This window comes from Brevibacterium oceani, from assembly GCF_013623835.1.
Lineage (GTDB): Bacteria > Actinomycetota > Actinomycetes > Actinomycetales > Brevibacteriaceae > Brevibacterium > Brevibacterium oceani.
Genome location: NZ_JABKDE010000002.1, coordinates 397,772 through 414,258 on the forward strand (window position 1 = coordinate 397,772; position 16,487 = coordinate 414,258).

The 16,487-nt window shown below is 67.3% G+C and carries 15 protein-coding genes; 14 read left to right on the forward strand and 1 reads right to left on the reverse strand.

Features of this window, described 5'->3' with window-relative positions:
• Positions 1–86: 86 nt before the first annotated feature.
• Entirely contained in the window at positions 87–410 is a 324-nt protein-coding gene (locus tag HK401_RS05185) for a histone-like nucleoid-structuring protein Lsr2 (protein WP_258234008.1), read from the reverse strand.
• A 143-nt stretch (positions 411–553) separates the two neighbouring features.
• Between HK401_RS05185 and HK401_RS05190 the strand changes: the two genes are divergently transcribed.
• The 14 genes from HK401_RS05190 to HK401_RS05255 all read left to right on the forward strand — a co-directional run bounded on the left by HK401_RS05190 (position 554) and on the right by HK401_RS05255 (position 16,459).
• Complete coding sequence (locus tag HK401_RS05190) at positions 554–2,545, forward strand: DHH family phosphoesterase (protein WP_219921720.1); 1,992 nt, start codon at positions 554–556, stop codon at positions 2,543–2,545.
• Complete coding sequence (locus tag HK401_RS05195) at positions 2,542–3,354, forward strand: CPBP family intramembrane glutamic endopeptidase (RefSeq protein ID WP_181273590.1); 813 nt, start codon at positions 2,542–2,544, stop codon at positions 3,352–3,354. The genes HK401_RS05190 and HK401_RS05195 overlap by 4 nt, the downstream gene beginning before the upstream one ends.
• A 165-nt stretch (positions 3,355–3,519) precedes the next feature.
• Positions 3,520–3,939 carry a hypothetical protein gene (locus tag HK401_RS05200; RefSeq protein ID WP_181273591.1) on the forward strand — a complete coding sequence of 140 codons (420 nt, stop codon included), beginning with the start codon at positions 3,520–3,522 and terminating at the stop codon, positions 3,937–3,939.
• Between the two features lie 1,219 nt (positions 3,940–5,158).
• Positions 5,159–6,991 carry a DNA primase family protein gene (locus HK401_RS05205; protein ID WP_181273592.1) on the forward strand — a complete coding sequence of 611 codons (1,833 nt, stop codon included), beginning with the start codon at positions 5,159–5,161 and terminating at the stop codon, positions 6,989–6,991.
• A 3-nt stretch (positions 6,992–6,994) separates the two neighbouring features.
• Positions 6,995–7,261 (forward strand): hypothetical protein, encoded by a 267-nt coding sequence (locus HK401_RS05210; protein ID WP_181273593.1) that lies wholly within the window; start codon positions 6,995–6,997, stop codon positions 7,259–7,261.
• Positions 7,262–7,331: 70 nt separating this feature from the next.
• Complete coding sequence (locus tag HK401_RS05215) at positions 7,332–10,523, forward strand: hypothetical protein (protein WP_181273594.1); 3,192 nt, start codon at positions 7,332–7,334, stop codon at positions 10,521–10,523.
• Between the two features lie 194 nt (positions 10,524–10,717).
• Positions 10,718–11,167 (forward strand): hypothetical protein, encoded by a 450-nt coding sequence (locus HK401_RS05220; protein ID WP_181273595.1) that lies wholly within the window; start codon positions 10,718–10,720, stop codon positions 11,165–11,167.
• A gap of 6 nt (positions 11,168–11,173) precedes the next feature.
• On the forward strand, positions 11,174–11,497 hold the full coding sequence (locus tag HK401_RS05225) for a VRR-NUC domain-containing protein (protein ID WP_181273596.1): 324 nt from the start codon (positions 11,174–11,176) through the stop codon (positions 11,495–11,497).
• Between the two features lie 52 nt (positions 11,498–11,549).
• Positions 11,550–13,427: an SNF2-related protein gene (locus tag HK401_RS05230; protein ID WP_181273597.1), complete on the forward strand. Its 1,878-nt coding sequence runs from the start codon at positions 11,550–11,552 to the stop codon at positions 13,425–13,427.
• Between the two features lie 119 nt (positions 13,428–13,546).
• A complete protein-coding gene (locus tag HK401_RS05235; protein WP_181273598.1) occupies positions 13,547–14,515 on the forward strand; it encodes a hypothetical protein in 969 nt (322 codons plus the stop codon).
• On the forward strand, positions 14,512–14,928 hold the full coding sequence (locus HK401_RS05240; RefSeq protein WP_181273599.1) for a hypothetical protein: 417 nt from the start codon (positions 14,512–14,514) through the stop codon (positions 14,926–14,928). Before HK401_RS05235 ends, HK401_RS05240 begins: the two co-directional genes overlap by 4 nt.
• Positions 14,929–14,931: 3 nt before the next feature.
• Positions 14,932–15,912, forward strand: coding sequence for a hypothetical protein (locus tag HK401_RS20995; RefSeq protein ID WP_309135912.1), 981 nt, complete (start codon positions 14,932–14,934; stop codon positions 15,910–15,912).
• Entirely contained in the window at positions 15,909–16,187 is a 279-nt protein-coding gene (locus HK401_RS05250) for a hypothetical protein (protein WP_181273600.1), read from the forward strand. Before HK401_RS20995 ends, HK401_RS05250 begins: the two co-directional genes overlap by 4 nt.
• A 26-nt stretch (positions 16,188–16,213) precedes the next feature.
• On the forward strand, positions 16,214–16,459 hold the full coding sequence (locus HK401_RS05255) for a hypothetical protein (RefSeq protein WP_181273601.1): 246 nt from the start codon (positions 16,214–16,216) through the stop codon (positions 16,457–16,459).
• Positions 16,460–16,487 lie beyond the last annotated feature (28 nt).

Genomic DNA, 16,487 nt, shown 5'->3' on the forward strand with positions numbered 1-16,487 from the left:
GAAACAACTGAGCCCCGGCATCGCGTCTCGATGCCGGGGCTCGGATCTGGTCAGTGAAGTGGCGACAGGTGCGCACCTCCTTCGGTCTACTTCTTCGAGTGCGCCTCCTGGTAGGCCTTGTAGATCTTGTTCGGGATCTTGCCGTAATCGGCCAGTTCGTAGCCGTTCTCCTTCGCCCAGGCGCGAATCTCCTCGCGCTCTTCGGGCGTCGTGTCGGGGACGAACCGGTTCGACGGCTTCGCCTGCGCCTTGCGCCCCGCCTTGAGGTAGTCAGTGAACCGCTTCTGCAGCTCCTTCTGCTCCTCGTCGGTGAGGTCGATCTCGTACCAAGTGCCGCCCAGTCCAAAGGTGACTGTCGCTGCATCCATCTCGCCACTGATGTCCGATTTAATGATCTTCTCGATAGCCATACTCCTGAGAGTAGCCCACCTCTCCGGCGTTAATCCAGTGATTCACCCGGATCGTCACGCAACTCATGCGCACAGACGCCGACAAGGCCGAAAACACTGCTATACGAGCACTTCCGAACATTCATGACTGCTAAAATAGCACCATGAACACGTGTGTTCCGGGCAGCCCCGGAACACCGATGATCCCGACCCTGATCGAGAGGCCCCCGATGACCATCACCCAGACCTCCGAGGACAACCTCCTCGCCGACGAGACCGACCTCTTCGACCTGCTCTGCCAGCGCCGTGGATGGACCGACGAGTACCTCGCCGCCATCGAGTCGGCCGAGCACGACGAGCTGCTCTCGTTGCAGGACATGGTCGAGGCGCTCGAGGACGCCCGCGCGGCCGGCCGCAAGGTCGTCATCGCGCCCGACTTCGACATGGACGGCATCTCCTCGGGTGTCCTCGGTTATGCCGGGCTGGCCGAGCTCGGCTTCGACGTCGAGCTGCACGTCCCCGACTACCGACGCGGCCACGACCTCACCCCCGAGGACATCGCCGAGGTCGCTCAGAAGTGGCCGGACACCAAGGTCCTGCTCACCTGCGACGGGGGAGTGAACTCCCACCGGGGCGTCGCCGCCGCCCGCGCTCGGGGCTGGACCACGCTCGTGACCGACCACCACGAAGAGCTTGACCCCGGATCCACGGCCGACGTCACCGTAGACCCCTGCCGCATCGACGAGACCTACGCCCACCCGGGCATCTGCGGAGCGCACGTGCTCTACCAGGTGCTCGAGGCGTTCGCGGCGACCCACCGACCGGACAAGGAGTGGGAGATCCGCCTACTCCGGCTGTTCGCCGGTCTCGGCACCGTCTCCGACGTGATGCCGCTGCTGTTCGAGAACAGGCAGCTCGTCCGGGACTCCGTGTCCATCGCCCGACTGCTGCGCATGCCCGCGCCGAGAACGGTGCCGAACCCCTGGGGCGGCCTCGACCCGGACCCCGACGCCATCGACGTCGATCAGGCCGTGCTACTGCAGCTGCTGCGCACGGGTGACCACCACCCGGCGTTCCTGCGCGCCTTCACCGGCTTCGCCCTCGTGCTCAAGGCCTTCGCGCAGGCGGGCAAGCTCCGCGACGTCGGTGACCTCGACGAGGGGTTCTACGGCTTCTACCTCGCCCCTGCGATGAACCATCCCCGCCGCATCGGCGGACCCCTCGACGACTGCTTCGAGGTGTTCACTGCCGCCGACCCGGACGACGCGCTGGCCGCGATGCACCGGGTGATCCAGGGCAACGAGAGGCGAAAGGAGCTCACGGAGGTCCATCTCGAGGAGCTCGTGGCCGGCCACCAGCCGCTGGCCCCCTGGGTGTACTTCTCCGACGCCTATCCGGGCATGTACGGCCTCCTGGCCAGTCAGATGATGCAGCGCGAGGGGCACCCGGTCGTCGTCATGAACCGCCCGAGCCGTCCCGACGAGTTCGTCTCGGGCTCGGGACGGGCACCGGGCTGGTTCGACATCATCTCCAGCCTCGACCCGCACGACGGCCTGTCCGCCATCGGTCACCAGCAGGCCTGCGGCGTCAAGGTCGAGCGCGCCGAGATGCTCGACGACCTCGTCGCCGTGCTGCGCGACGCGACGTCCGCAGCCCTCCTCGCCGTCGACACGGACGAGCGCAGGGGCGACCTCGTCCTGGGGCCGGACGACGACTGCGACGCCGGCCTCGAGGATCTGCAGCCGCTGTTCGACGTCGTCCGTCGGGTCGAGTCGATGAAGCCCTTCGGGCACGACTTCACCGAGCCGGTGTTCGAGATCGCGCTGGAGCCCCTGGGGCTGCGCGTCGACCGCATCGGTTCGGACGCCGACTGCGATCACGAGCGCGTCGAGGAGAACCTCGTCCTCAACGCGCGCGGCTTCAAAGTCTGCCGCCTGTGCAAGCGCCACCTGCGGCTGATCACCCGGTCGGGTCTGTCCTGCCTGTGGTGGAACGCCGCCGAGAAGCACTTCGACGAGGTCGCCGAGGCCGTTCGTCGGGCGAGCAGGACCCAGGTGGGGACGCTGCGCTTCGTCGCGAAGCTCCAGCTCAACGCATTCCGCGGCGACACCCGTGTCCAGGCCGTCATCGACCAGCGGATCGAGGAGGTCGCATGAGCCGGTCGCAGACCGCTCCGCCCAGCACGAGCGGGTGGAGCGGTCTGCTCTCCGTCCTGATCCCGGTGGGCTGGGCAGTGCTCGTCCCGATCGGTGCTGTCGCGGCCTATGTCGGCATCGCCCTCGCCGTGGGGCCGTTCACGGAGAACCCGTTGCTCGGCACGCTCGTCGCCGCCGCGGCGACCACGGCCGCCGTCGTCGTGCTGCGCCGCTGGCGGCCGTCGTGGTTCGCCTTCGCGCCGTCCCGACCCCGGCCGTCGACGACGCCGCATCTGTGGCTCGCGCTGGCGGGCCTTGCGGTGCTGGCCTTCCTCGCCGGGCAGGCTGCGTCCAAGTGGGCCTACCTCGCGCAGGGCTCTCCGGGCTTCGAGGACTCAGCGGAGGTGCGCCAGGCCGCCGGCGTCGCGGTCACCGCGCTGCTCACGCTCGTGCTCGCCCCCGTGGGGGAGGAGGCGCTGTTCCGCGGCCTCGTCTACCCCCTGCTGCGGCGCAGGATCGGCATCGTCGTCTCGACGACGATCACCGCCGCCGTGTTCGGCCTGGTGCACGCCAACGTCGTCCAGTTCGTCGCAATCCTGCCCCTGGCCGTCCTCGTGGCCCTGGCCTACGAACGGACGAGGACGCTGCTGCCGTGCGTGCTCATGCACGTCGGCTTCAACCTCGCCGCTGTCCTCGTTCCTGCGGGCTTCCTCGCCCTGCTGGCCGAACCTCTGGCAGCGGGCTCCCTGCTGGTCGCCTTCGCCGCGTCCGTCGCGCTGTTCACGATCAGGGTCGTCGTGCCGGCGGCGGAGGAGCGGACGGGAGCGTGAGGCCCGCTCCCACACTCCGTGGTGGTCGGTGGCGGTCCGCGAGGGCCTGACCCTGCGGGTCACCCTCGCTCGGACCGGGTGTGGCTGGGTGACCGGGCACCGGTCACCGGGTGGCTGGCTGACAGAGGTCAGTCCCGCAGACCGTAAGAGAGGAGGGAGGCCGACATGTCCAAGATCGCACCGTGCGTCTACGACGCCCGAGGACGCATCGTCGCACCGGACCCCTTCGAGGTCCGCGGCGCGAAGATCGGCCTCGCCTTCGACACCGGTCGCACCCCGACCTTCGATCAGGGCCACACTCACGTGTTCACCCTGTCCGAGACCGGAATGAGCCGGGACCAGGCCCGCAGCAGGATGAAGAGGCTCATGGCCCGCTTCTACGCTGATGCCGACATGGTCCCGGGGTTCCGCAAGCTCGCGATGAGCCGGACCGAGGGCATCATCCCCTGCAACCGGAACATCCAGATCACCTGCGAGATCGTCTACGCCGTGGAAGACACGGCCCGGTCTCGCAGCACTAGGCCCGGACCCCCCGATGCGGGGTCCTCGCGAGGACTCGGCCACGAAGCATTCGCCACGAGGTGAGCGCTGCGGCCGAGCACCATCCTCGCCACGCGTGTACGCATGAGAAAGGCCGGAGAGGCTCCCTTCCCACGGGGATCCCTCTCCGGCCTTTCTTTTTCACGTTCCGGTGTGACAACACATCTTGGATCGGACGACAGCCCGCCTGTGCACCTGCAGCCCAGTCTACCAGGGTCGACTGATGACGCACAATGATCACCGACTCGCAGATCCGCGTCATTCCGGGGATGCAACCGATGGGGGAGGCGCTGCCTGTCGACACTGGATCCGAAAGATCTTCGCATCGTACGCGAGTGGTCGTCGACAGGATCTCAGTGGCCCTCGAGCCCACAGCCTACCGCGCCCTGTACCACGTGTACCGGAGGGCGTACCACGTGAAATGCGCCTCGTGGTACCCCGTTCTCCCTGGTCACGCCCCATTTTCTGACGATGTACCACGTGTACCAGCAGAATCTGAGCTTTTCATATGCGTGAGCGTGCGCGCGTAATACCTCATCGTGACCCTCGGCGCAAGAGAGATTCTGAAGGGTCGTCCGGGGGTTCTGCCCGGCTGCCCGCAACCTCTATAGATACATCCCCCACGCGTATATAAAGGTTCCTATTTCCTGGTACAAGTGGTACATGGGGTATATAAAGCCCGTCTGACCAGGCCGAATGCATGTACCACGTCTGAATTCTTCGTGGTACATCTCCCGCTGCCCGTCCCTCGTTTACCTGGCCTGACCAGGGCAAACGTGTGTACCACGTTCGTGGTACGTCTCGCCTATACCTCGACGGGGTACGCATCCGCCGACTCCTCTTTCTGCGCGACCTCCTTCCGGCCTGTCCTGGGGCTCTTCTCCTGGACTCCGGCCCATCTTTCGGCGTTCGCATCCTGAGGGGTCGGGCGGCTGACGCCGCCCGCGGGAGCGCGGGGGAGCGCGAGAGCGCCGTGGTCCCGCGGGGCATGCGCCCCGGCCGGACCACGTGCGTCTCATGCGTATCGGATCTGCTCCCGTGGCAGCGGGAGGGTCCTCCTGGAGCATCGGCGCGACCCGACCGAGTCATTGACAAGACACGTGTCGGCCTCCGGCGATACCATCACTCGACTCACGGGCGAGACGTTGCGAAAGGCGACTCGAATGACATAGAGTCAAGACCACGTTCCTATTCGATTACGAGCCCAATCGACTTCCCACTCACATGTCGGTCGGTGTCTCGACAGGTCGAGAAAGACAGCATCATGACGACACCTGACGCACCCACGTCCGACGCCGGCACAGGCCAGACGAGAGCCTCCAACCCCGTCGCCGACGCGGCGACCGCGACCAAGAACCGCTTCGCCTCCTTCGACGGCGTCCCACCGCAGAACGAGATCGTCACCGTCGCCACGGCCGCGTACCTCGACGCCGTCGACCCCGACGACCCGCCCGAGCCCCGTCTGCTCGAGAAGCAGCTGCTCAGCGTCGTCAACGGCGTGTTGAAGATGGTCAACCCGAAGGCCTCCACGTCCCAGGAGAAGCTGCCGCTGCAGCGCACGCTGACCTACTGGCAGGTCGCGCAGGTGCTCCTGCGCCTGCACCACGTGATCCGCATCGCTCCCAACGCGAAGGACACCGACCGCGAATACGACCTGCTGGCCATGTACCAGGCCACCGGCCCCGCCCGCGGGACGTACACCACCAGCGAGGACGACGTCCGAACCACGGCGCGCCAGTACAACACGCAGCTGAGCCTCAACGAGTTCAAGGAGGTCCTGGCGGTTCTGCGCGAAGACAGCCCGCGCCGGCACCAGAGCACGCACCCTGACTTCATCGCCGCCCGCAACGGCATCGTCTTCTACGGCAACGATCCGCTGGACACGACGATCCACGGGGTCGACTTCCACTTCGAGCCGAAGCAGGTCCACCCCTTCGACCCGGCGATCATCCTGCTGACCAAGAACGACATCGAGTACGTCGACGACCCGGACCTGCCCGTCATCGCGCACGCGGTCGACGGCGACTGGGACGTCGTGTCCTGGATCGAGGAGTTCTTCGATCAGCCGGGCCAGGAGGGCATGGCCGAGCTGATCTGGGAGATCATCGGCGCGATCATCCGCCCGCACGTGCGCTGGGGCAAGAGCGCCTGGTTCTACTCCGAGCAGGGCAACAATGGCAAGGGCACCCTGTGCGCGCTCATGCGCAACCTTCTCGGAGCCCGGGCCCACACGTCGATCCCACTCAGCGACTTCGGCAAGGACTTCGCCCTCGAGCCCCTGGTGCGCGCGAACGCGATCATCGTCGACGAGAACGACGTCGGCACCTTCATCGACAAGGCCGCCAACCTCAAGGCGATCGTCACCAACGACGTCATCCAGATCAACCGCAAGTACCGGATGCCGGTGGCCTACCAGTTCTGGGGCTTCATGATCCAGTGCCTCAACGAGTTCCCTCGGGTCAAGGACAAGAGCGAGTCGTTCTACCGCAGGCAGCTGTTCGTGCCGTTCACGAAGTCCTTCACCGGGCGCGAGAAGAAGTACATCAAGGACGACTACCTGCAGCGCAGGGAAGTCCTCGAGTACGTCTTCTGGTACGCGATCAACCGCGCCGGCGCTGCCGACCCCGGGAACTACTACCAGCTCTCCGAGCCGGTGGCCACCAAGGAGGTCCTCGCCGAATACAAGGACTTCAACGACCCGGTGCGCGCCTTCTGGGAGGAGTTCCGTCTCCGGCTGGTGTGGGACCTCGCGCCCTTCACGTTCCTGTACGACCTGTACAAGGCGTGGTTCTCCGACGTCTCGCCCTCGGGCTCGCCGGTGTCGAACAAGCAGTTCATCACCGACCTCGTCGCGATCGTCCGGGCCGACCCGCTGTGGCACTGCGCGGACAAGAACAAGAAGCACCGCCCCGGCCAGATGATGAGCGCCCCTGAGCCCCTCATTGCCGAGTACGAGCTGAAGAAGTGGGCGAACCCGTCCTACAAGGGCTCGGACCCGCAGAAGATCGGCCAGCCCGTTCTCCAGGCCAACTACCGCGGCCTGCTGCGGCACCTCGGCCCTGCCGCCGCCTCCTCATCCGACGAAGAACAGGACTGACGCATGCCCAAGAAGATCGAGATCGCCGACAACGAGCAGCTGCGCGGCCTCGTCGACGCGATGCACTCCGTCGCCGAGCAGCAGGCCCGCGTGGCCACCGCGCTCACCGACGTCGCGCGCGAGCAGCGGATCACCAGCCTCATCGTCCGCTCGCAGATCTCGACCGACGCCGAAGAGAAGAAGCGACTGATGGACGAGGCCGTCGAGCGCATGGAGATGCCTCGGCGACGCTCGCCCCACGACCCCATCGGACGCCACGAGCGCCGCTAGAGACCGCGGCCCACCCCTCGTCCCGATGAACACGCACCGGCCGAGGGGCCGACGCCCAAGGAGACCCACCATGACGACATCCCGTTCCCCCGTCACCGCCGAGACGTCGCTGTTCACGTTCTACGACATCGAGTCGCTGTCGAACGTGTTCTCGCTCTGCGCCTACACGCCCCGGCCCGTCGGCACCCTGGACGAGCTCGAGGTGTTCTTCCTCGCCGATGATGACGCGATCGACGTCTCCGTCGATCCGCAGGCGCTCTACGAGGCGATCCTCGCGTCGAACCCGGGGCTGCCCGCCGTGCGCGTGAAACTGTTTAACCTGCGCAGCGAGAAGGGAAACCTCCGTCTCGCCGAGCTCATCGGCCTCTCGGACGCCGACCAGGTCTGCCACCGCGGCGAGGAGTCGAAGTACCCTGACGCGCTGCGGCCCGTGTGCGACACCGACCCCGAGTACGACCCGGCCGAGCACCCTTTCCTCGCCGGCTACAACTCGATGAACTACGACACGACCATGATCGCGCTCTACCTCAGCGAGGCCTTCCCGGCTCCGCACGGGCAGTCGCTGTTCCAGCAGGTCACGGCGGACAAGATGCGCGAGCACAACGACAAGCTGTTCAGCGCCGACTACATCGACTACATGCCGAAGGCGCTCGGCTGGGACGACCCCGCCGCGAAGATCCGCATGTCGATGCTCCGCTCGGGCCGCCACCTCGACGTCGCCCGGCTCAACGAGCTGCAGCAGAAGGTCGGCCTCAAGCGCCTGCTCGGCATGCTCGGCCACCAGATCAAGGAGTCCGAGAAGCTCAGCCACGACACCTCGATCGCCACGGTCGAGGAGCTCTACGAGCTGCTGGCCTACAACGTCTCGGACTGCCTCGGGCTGTCCCAGCTCTTCGAGCACCCGACGTACTCCAGCGCCTTCGACCTCAAGGCCGGCCTGCTCTACCAGTACGACGAGACCCGCTACTCCAAGAGCGGCTCCGTGCGCCGGGACCGCCTGGCCATCGACTCGTCGTCGGCGAAGTTCGTGGGCCGGATCCTCGCGCCGTATGCGAGCCTGTGCGACATCGAATCGGTGTCGTTCATGTACCCGCACCCCGAGGTCGCCGCGGAGCGCGGCGTCGAACCGGTCAACGTCCTCGACGAGTGCATCCGCTTCTTCGAGGACGAGGTCGTGCCCGACCGCGCGAGCGATCCAGCCCAGGCCAAGGCTCACGCGCAGTTCATGAAAGTAGCCGGCTACTACCGGGTCATCGAGGGTCAGAACTTCAACGACTCCGAGGAGTACCGGGAGGCCTTCCCCGCCGGCCCCGCGGCGTGGTCGCTGCGCGACGTGCCCAAGACTGCGAACAACCTCCCGTACTTCCTGCCCGGGGCCCAGCCTTCGGCGTGCTTCGCGACCTTCTCCACCGGAGGGATCCACGGGGCCGAGGCCGACATGACCACGTACCGCATCGACGCCTTCGAGCGGGAAGCGCAGGAAATGATGATCGACAGGGCCAGGCGCGTCTTCCCCGACGCGAAGGACTTCGTCGCCGCCGCCAAGGACCAGCACAGCATGCTGCCGCTGCCCGACGGCTCGGTCGTCGACAAGCGCCTGGTGCTGCTGGGCTCCGACCCGGAGAAGGTGAAGTACCGCAAGCCGAAGAAGGACGAGCCGATCCAGGCCGAGCAGCTCGCTCGCGCCCAGGAGCTCGTGCCCGACCCGGCCGACCTCCTGGCCGCCCAGCGTCCGGAGGAGCACAAGCTCGACGTCGCCCTGACCGACGGCACCGTGCTCGTCGGCAAGACCGTCCTGGCCACCACCACGGCCACGGGCGCGACCTATCGGGAGGAGCCGGCGAAGAAGGCCCCGGAGCTGTTCGTCGCCAAGCAGGACGGATCGACGAAGCTGCACCCGAAGTACGCGCGCACCTCCGCCGGGCACGTGATCCACGAGGACTTCACGAGCTACTACCCGAACCTGCTGCGCAACATGCGGGCGTTCTACAACCCCGAGCTGGGCGAGGACCGCTACGCGAAGATCTTCTTCGACAAGGAGCGCTATGGAGAAATGCTGAAGAATCCCGAGATCACCGAGGAGGAGCAATCGCGGCTGACCACGCTGCGCAACGGGACGAAGCTGATCCTCAACTCGGCCTCGGGCGCGGGCGACGCGGCGCACAGGACGCCCATCAGGATGAACAACCAGATCATCTCGATGCGCATCCTCGGTCAGCTCTTCAGCTGGCGGATCGGCCAGGCCCAGACCCTCGCCGGTGCGCGGATCATCTCGACCAACACCGACGGCCTCTACTCGGTCCTGGACTGGGAAACCAACAACCGGGTGCTCGACGAGCAATCGGCGCAGATCGGCGTCGACATCGAGCCCGAGCCGATGTTCCTCATCTCCAAGGACTCGAACAACCGGCTGGAGCTCATGCGCCCCAAACGGCACAAGGTTCCGCAGCTCAGCGATGCCGAGTACGAGGCGCTGACCGTGCCCGAGTGGAAGATCACCGCTGCCGGCGGTGGCACCCTCGCGTGCCACGGCGGGCCCCGGCCCGACAAGGCGCTGGCGCACCCGGCGGTGATCGACTTCGCCCTGGCTCGGTACCTGCAGACGGTCTCGAGCCGCGGCGAGGAGTCGCTGGCCGAGCCCTTCGATCCTGAGCTCGGTCGCAAGCTCATCCACGAGGCCGTCAAGCCCGACGACCCGGTGAAGACGCTGCGCCTGTTCCAGAACGTCATCGCCGCCTCGCGCGGCTCGATCACCTACCCGTTCGCCGTCGCCCCCATCGACCCCGCAGTGGGCGTGGAGACCGACGACAACGGGAACGTGGCCGGGCTCGGCGAGCACCGGGCCCTGCAGATGATCAACCGCGTGTTCATCGTGCGACCCGGCACCGCTCGGGCCACGAGCCTGCTCAACGCCGGCGCGTGGAAGGTCAATCCCGCCAGCCAGGCCAAGCGCCGGGAGACGGGCAACCAGGGCGTTCGGCGCGACCCCGTCGCCGTGGACGTGCTCAGGCACCACGGTTGGGCGATCTCACGGGCCGAGGCGAGCTCCGGCGACGGACTCGTCAGGGTCCCCGACGATCAGGACGTCGTGGTGCGCAGGATCAACAGCATCGACCCGGCGTGGCCGATGCTCATCGTCAACGACGACCTGCACACGCTCGGCGAGGAGCGGGTCCGAGGGCTCATCGAGTCGCTCGACCTGGACGTCTACACGGGGATGCTCCGCGAGACGTTCGAGAAGAACTGGCGCAACGCCGCCTGAGCGCCCGCCCGCCGCAGCGCATCCGAGAACGGGGTGCCGCGCACGTCACCAGGATCCCTGGAGCGACGGCGCGGCACCCCGTTGGCCTTTCCGATACAGCAGTGACAGCGACTCCACAAATGAGTCGAGTAACGGCATAATTGAACTGAGAGACGAGTCGAAACGATCTCTCGATAACAAGACAGGAGACCACCATGGCCACCGACAACCTTCCTTCGAGGGGCAGCGACCCGGACACCTCCGTCGCCGCCGCGCAGACCGCCTCGCACCACGCTCCGATCGTCCGCGACGTCGTCCTGCGCATCATGCAGGAGGACGGCCCGCTCACCCATGACGAGCTCATCGGCAAGTACCACCGGCTCGTCGTCATCGAGCCGGAGACTCCCCGGGCTTCGGACTCCGGCATCCGCACGCGCCTGAGCGAGCTGCGCCGGGCCGGACTGATCGCCAAGGACACCGAAGAGGGCGTGTCTACCTTCGGCAACCGCGCCAAGCGCTGGATCGCGGTGGACCCGGACGCCCCGGCCCCGCAGCCTGCAGCCGCCCCCGACGACGACCCGGTCTCGGCCGCCCTCGGCGAGGACGACATCGTCCGCTCCGACCCGCAGGGGAACGGAGACGCCGGCGGCGACGACGAGGCGTGATCTCTCATGGCACCGCAGTCACGCTCCCTCGAGCGCGCGGTCGAGCGCTACCTGCTCCTGCAGTGCCGGGCGCACGGCTTCCTCTGCATGAAGTTCGTGTCCCCGGCCCGCGGGGGAGTGCCCGACAGGATCGTCGTGTCCCCTGCCGGGACCGTCTTCGTCGAGGTGAAGCGTCCTGGCGGCTCGTTGCGCAAGCTCCAGCTGACCATGCACGCGAAGCTGCGTCGGCACGGAGGGCAGGTCCACGTCGTCGACGACCAGGAGAGCGTCGACGCCCTGATCGCGCATCTCGTCGATGCCGCCGGACACAGCGGCGCTGCCGCGTCGTGAAGGACTGCGGCGCACCTGCACAGATTTCACCACCATCACCAGGAGGCCCACCATGTCCGACACCCTCGCGGCACCGGCCCCGATCACCCTGAAGCCCCACCAGCAGCAAGTGCACGACTTCCTCGTCGGTCGCCCGTTCGCGGGGGCCTGGCTCGGGATCGGCTCCGGCAAGACTCTGACCTCGCTCTCCGTCCTGCAGACCGTGCGGCCGATGGGCCACATCCTCGTGATCGCCCCCGTGCCGATCGCTCGGTCCACCTGGCTCGACGAGATCGACAAGTGGGGCTTCCCGATCACCACGAAGTCGCTCATCGTCGACGAGCGGGACCGCAAGCTGAGCAAGGACAAGCGCCTCGCCCGGTTCCAGGAGGTCTTCACCGACCCACCGACGATGTACTTCATCAACCAGGAGCTGCTCACGCAGCCGCCCCACTCCACGAACCTCATCGTGCCGCTGCCGGGCGTCCCGGCTCCGGCGGACCTGCCGAAGCGCGCTCGGCTCGTGCTCGACTACCTGATCACCCACGGCGAGATGACCAAGGACGAGCTCGTCGACGGCTTCCGCCAGCACGACCTCGCCCGCTCCGGCGACGCCAGGCCCGTTGCCAAGGCCAAGGTCGCCGCCTCGATCAGGCAGCTGATCGACGCCGGCCTCGCGGCCCGCGAGGTCCGGGCCTGCCGCTCCTGCGGCGGCGTCGGGTGCCCCGCCTGCCGCTCAGGGCTCATTGACCAGATGCCGATCCAGCGGATCGCCGGTCCCGACGGGCGCAAGCACGACACGATCATCTGGCCGTTCTCGACGGTCATCATCGACGAGTCGCAGGGCTTCAAGTCCCACTCCTCGGAGCGCTTCAAGGCCCTGAAGGTGGTCCGCCCGGCGATCACCCGGCTCATCGAGCTCACAGGCACGCCGACCCCTAACGGCCTGCACGACCTGTGGAGCCAGATCTACCTGCTCGACCAGGGTGAAGCACTCGGGCGGACGATCACCGAGTTCCGCGACAAGTGGTTCACGCCGAAGATGATCCCCGGACAGACGATCCCCGTCGACTGGATCCCCACGGCCGGTGCCGAGAAGGAGATCTACGACGCGATCCGACACCTGGTGATGAGCGCGCAGAACACCGACCTGAAGCTGCCCCCGCTGACCATCGAGGACGTCAACGTCACCCTCCCGGCGGACCTGCTGCAGTCCTACAAGGAGTTCCGCAACGAGCTCGTCATCGACGTGGTCAAGCCCTACGTCGACGAGCACGGCGCTCTGAAGCAGTCCATCGCCTCGATCGTCGCCGAGAACCAGGCGGTGCTCACGAGCAAGCTCATGCAGTTCGCCTCCGGCACGCTCTACACCGGAGATCCCGACGACCCCCCGACCAAGGGCCAGTACGAGGTCATCCACACCGAGAAGCTGGAGATGGCCGAGTACATCGTGCGCAACAACGGCGGCGAACCAGTGCTCATCCCGTACCACTTCCGATCCGACCTCGAGCAGCTGCTCGAGCGCTTCGCCACGGCGGGCATCGGCGCGCAGGCCTTCGACGGCTCTCGCGACATGGTCCGACGATGGAACGCCGGTCAGATCCCGGTGATGCTGCTGCACCCGGCGTCAGCCGGCCACGGCCTCAACCTGCAGCACGGCGGCGCGACGATGATCTGGTACACCCTGCCGTTCTCGCTCGAGCACTACCTGCAGACCAACGGTCGGCTCTTCCGCACCGGCCAGACGAAGCCGGTGACCATCCATCGGCTGATCACCAAGGGTACGCAGGACGAGCGCATGCCGAACCTGCTCGCCGGCAAGGCGCAGGTCCAGGACGACCTCATCGAGGCCGTCTCCGGCGACGCCGCGTTCGAGGCCGCGAAGCTCGCCGCCCTGGAGGAGGAGATCCGCGAGGACCTCAACGACTTCTGGGTGGCCGAGCGCGTCTGAGCCGGTCATAGGTCGGCGATGCCGACCCGGGGGTGCTGACGGGGTACTGCACCCGCTGCACCCCCGCCGCACCGCATTCCAACCGCGCCCATCGCGTGACGACGAGGAGAGGAACACCCATGTCCACCAAAGTCCACGACGCCTTCCGGCTACCCGCCGACGTCGATGTCCTCGCGCTGCCCGCGCAGTTGAGCGCCGCGATCCTGCCCGCCAGGCTCCGCGCCGACGCGCAGGAGATCTACGACGCCGCGATCCACAACGCCGATCGATTCAGCGCTCATCGCGACATCACCCGGATGCCGCGGAGCCGCAAGCGCCCGACCTCCGATCTCACGCCGCTCTACAGTCCCGAGTGGCCCTGGATCAGCGCGATCCAGATCCTCGCCCAGCACGAGCGGGACGAGTCGCCGAGCTCGACGTTCCACGACCGTCACCGATTCGGCGTGCGCCTGGTGCGCGACCCCGAGGACCATCGCGTCCTCGCGCTCGTAGACGCTCCCCATTCGTCGATTCGCGAGGCCTTCGAGGCCTTCGCGGTCGAGCACGGCTGGGCCGATTGGCACTACCAGAACCAGACCGACCAGCCCGAGGACGTCCCCGACGACGAGTGGGACGAGCGCCGGAGGTCCTGGGACCGCGCGCTCTTCGACGCCGAGGGCACCGAGGACGCGGAGATCCGCATCCGGGTCGCACCGATGCTCAGCCACACCACCTCGCCGACCGTCATGGGCGGGGTCTTCGGAGACGAGCAGGCGGCCATCGACCGGATCGAGGTGCGCACCCCGGCCCAGCGCCTGTCCCGGCTGCTCCTCGACGCCGCGGTGAACGACGCCGGGCCCGAGAACGGCCAGGACGCGATCAGACTCGCCATCGACGCCCGCGACGCCCTGCGCCGAGCGATCAGCGACGACCATCGTGCTTGGCTCGAGGCACTCGCGCAGATGCCCGATGTCGGCGTCGATCAGCTGCGTCTACCCAGAGAGGGCGACGAGCCCGTCATCACCCACCCCTTCGACGAAGAGGCGCTGCATAGCACCGCGTCGCGGATCATCGCCTCCGCCGCCTCCGAGGCGGGAGGTCCGTCATGACGTTCCCGCGCCCGCTGCCGCACACGATGAAACCGAAGAGCGTGCTGGCCGAGATGACCGTCGAGGACACCGAGAACACCTCCATGTGGGAAGTCCTGGTGCCGACCGTCTCCAACTCGGGCAGACCGTTCACGGTCCGCCACCACCGCCAGTGGGACGCCCACGTCAAGGCTATCGCCGGCGGCATGACCCTCGTCCAGCCGGTCCGCGGCTCCTGGGTCGAGCCGGACACCGGCGAGGAGTTCACCGAGCGCGTGATCCCCGTCCGGATCATGTGCACCCGCGAGCAGATCGTCGAGATCTGCAAGGAGACCGCTCGCTTCTACGACCAACTCGCCGTGCTCGCCACCCTCGTGGCGACCGAGACGGTGCTCGTCACCAACCCCACGGCCACCCGTCCCGAGGAGGACTGACGCATGAACAGGACCGAATACCAGCGATTCCCCGACGGCGCGCGCGTCCGGTTCACCGACGAGGCCCGCGAGGCCATGCGGAAGCGCCCCGGCACCACGAGGCCCCTTCGGACGCCCGCAGACGGGCCCGTCGCCGTCTACACGGTCGACAACACCGACGACAACCTCCACGACGTCGTCCTGCGCGAGACGGGGGAGCGCTACGGCACCTACTGGCTCGAGCCGGCGGCGACCCCGGGGCGCGAGGCCGCCGACCATTACCTGGCCACCGGTCACCTCGATCCAATCCTCGACTTCGACGCGACCGCCTACGCCGCTCCCACGGCGGCGTCCGTCACCGAGACGGCGGAGACACTCCCCGAAGGCACATTCGATCCGTTCCGCGCCATCGTCGAGTCCGACCCGGACATCGCGCTGCTCGATGAGTTCTTCGACCGCGAGCTGCCGATCAGCCTCGACCCCAATCGAACCGGAAGGACCGAGCTCGACGAGAGACGAGATCTTCGCCGGAACAAGCCGATCCTGCAGTCGTTCGATCAGCTGAGCGACGCGTTCCCCGGCCTCGACGATCTACGCAGCAGCACTGAGAAGTTCGTCTTCCGCCTGCGCGGGGTCGAGCGCCTGCTGGCGATGCGCCGCCTCGGCTGGGCCGACGCCCACCCGCCGATCGTGACGATCTGCGGCTCGACACGCTTCCGGGCGGAAATGGCCGAGACGAACCGCGAGCTCACGCTCGCCGGCTGCATGGTGCTCGCCCCGGGCGTCTTCGCCCACGACGGCGACGAGATCACCGAGGAGCAGAAGGCGGCGCTCGACGAGCTGCACCTGCGCAAGATCGACCTCGCTGACCAGGTGTTCGTCGTCGACTCCGACGGCTACATCGGCGAGTCGACGAGGCGCGAGATCGCCTATGCAGAGAAGACCGGCACGCCCGTCGCGTATCTCAGCGAAGGCGGGCAGCTCGACGAAGAGGAGCCGCATTGACCACCCTCATCACGCTCATCACCGTCTTCCTCATCGCCTTACTGGGCCTGATCGTCGTCCTCGCGGCGTTGGCGATGCCCGTCGGCATGCTCGTCGGCTCAATCAGTGGCGTCGACGCCGTCATGAAGCGGGGAGAGCGACGCAGCAGCCGTCCGGAGATGCGACGACAACTGGTGAAGAGCCTGATGTGCGCCGTCGGACCGCCGGCCGTGCTGATCACCTGCGTCGCGCTCATGAAGGGCCTCGCCCACCTCGCACTGTGGCTGACCGCCTGAGAAACACAGAGAAGGAGAAGACCACCATGACAGACGACAGCTCGATCGCACAGACCGCGACCAGCGCCCCTCATCCGGAATTCGAGCGCGGGGCACGAGCCGCCGCCGAGGCGATGAGGTTCTACTTCCTCGACGAGAACGAGGGCCCCATCCACGCAGATCTCAGCACCGAGATCCTCGAGCAGCACGAGTCCGGGGCCGTCGCCGATGCGCTGAGCGACGAGCGCCGGCGCATCGAGTGCCGCAAGGAGCATCCCGCGTCCGCGTCCTGATCGAAGGGAGCGGTGGTCGGCGGAGCCG

Excerpts from the sequence above, each read along its gene's own strand:
- HK401_RS05210 (WP_181273593.1), top strand. The coding sequence starts at position 6,995 with ATGCCCAAGAAGATCGAGATCGCCGACAACGAGCAGCTGCGCGGCCTC.
- HK401_RS05200 (WP_181273591.1), top strand. The coding sequence starts at position 3,520 with ATGTCCAAGATCGCACCGTGCGTCTACGACGCCCGAGGACGCATCGTC.
- HK401_RS05205 (WP_181273592.1), top strand. The coding sequence starts at position 5,159 with ATGACGACACCTGACGCACCCACGTCCGACGCCGGCACAGGCCAGACG.
- HK401_RS05225 (WP_181273596.1), top strand. The coding sequence starts at position 11,174 with ATGGCACCGCAGTCACGCTCCCTCGAGCGCGCGGTCGAGCGCTACCTG.
- HK401_RS05185 (WP_258234008.1), bottom strand. The coding sequence starts at position 410 with ATGGCTATCGAGAAGATCATTAAATCGGACATCAGTGGCGAGATGGAT.
- HK401_RS05230 (WP_181273597.1), top strand. The coding sequence starts at position 11,550 with ATGTCCGACACCCTCGCGGCACCGGCCCCGATCACCCTGAAGCCCCAC.
- HK401_RS05220 (WP_181273595.1), top strand. The coding sequence starts at position 10,718 with ATGGCCACCGACAACCTTCCTTCGAGGGGCAGCGACCCGGACACCTCC.
- HK401_RS05255 (WP_181273601.1), top strand. The coding sequence starts at position 16,214 with ATGACAGACGACAGCTCGATCGCACAGACCGCGACCAGCGCCCCTCAT.
- HK401_RS20995 (WP_309135912.1), top strand. The coding sequence starts at position 14,932 with ATGAACAGGACCGAATACCAGCGATTCCCCGACGGCGCGCGCGTCCGG.
- HK401_RS05190 (WP_219921720.1), top strand. The coding sequence starts at position 554 with ATGAACACGTGTGTTCCGGGCAGCCCCGGAACACCGATGATCCCGACC.
- HK401_RS05195 (WP_181273590.1), top strand. The coding sequence starts at position 2,542 with ATGAGCCGGTCGCAGACCGCTCCGCCCAGCACGAGCGGGTGGAGCGGT.
- HK401_RS05240 (WP_181273599.1), top strand. The coding sequence starts at position 14,512 with ATGACGTTCCCGCGCCCGCTGCCGCACACGATGAAACCGAAGAGCGTG.
- HK401_RS05215 (WP_181273594.1), top strand. The coding sequence starts at position 7,332 with ATGACGACATCCCGTTCCCCCGTCACCGCCGAGACGTCGCTGTTCACG.
- HK401_RS05235 (WP_181273598.1), top strand. The coding sequence starts at position 13,547 with ATGTCCACCAAAGTCCACGACGCCTTCCGGCTACCCGCCGACGTCGAT.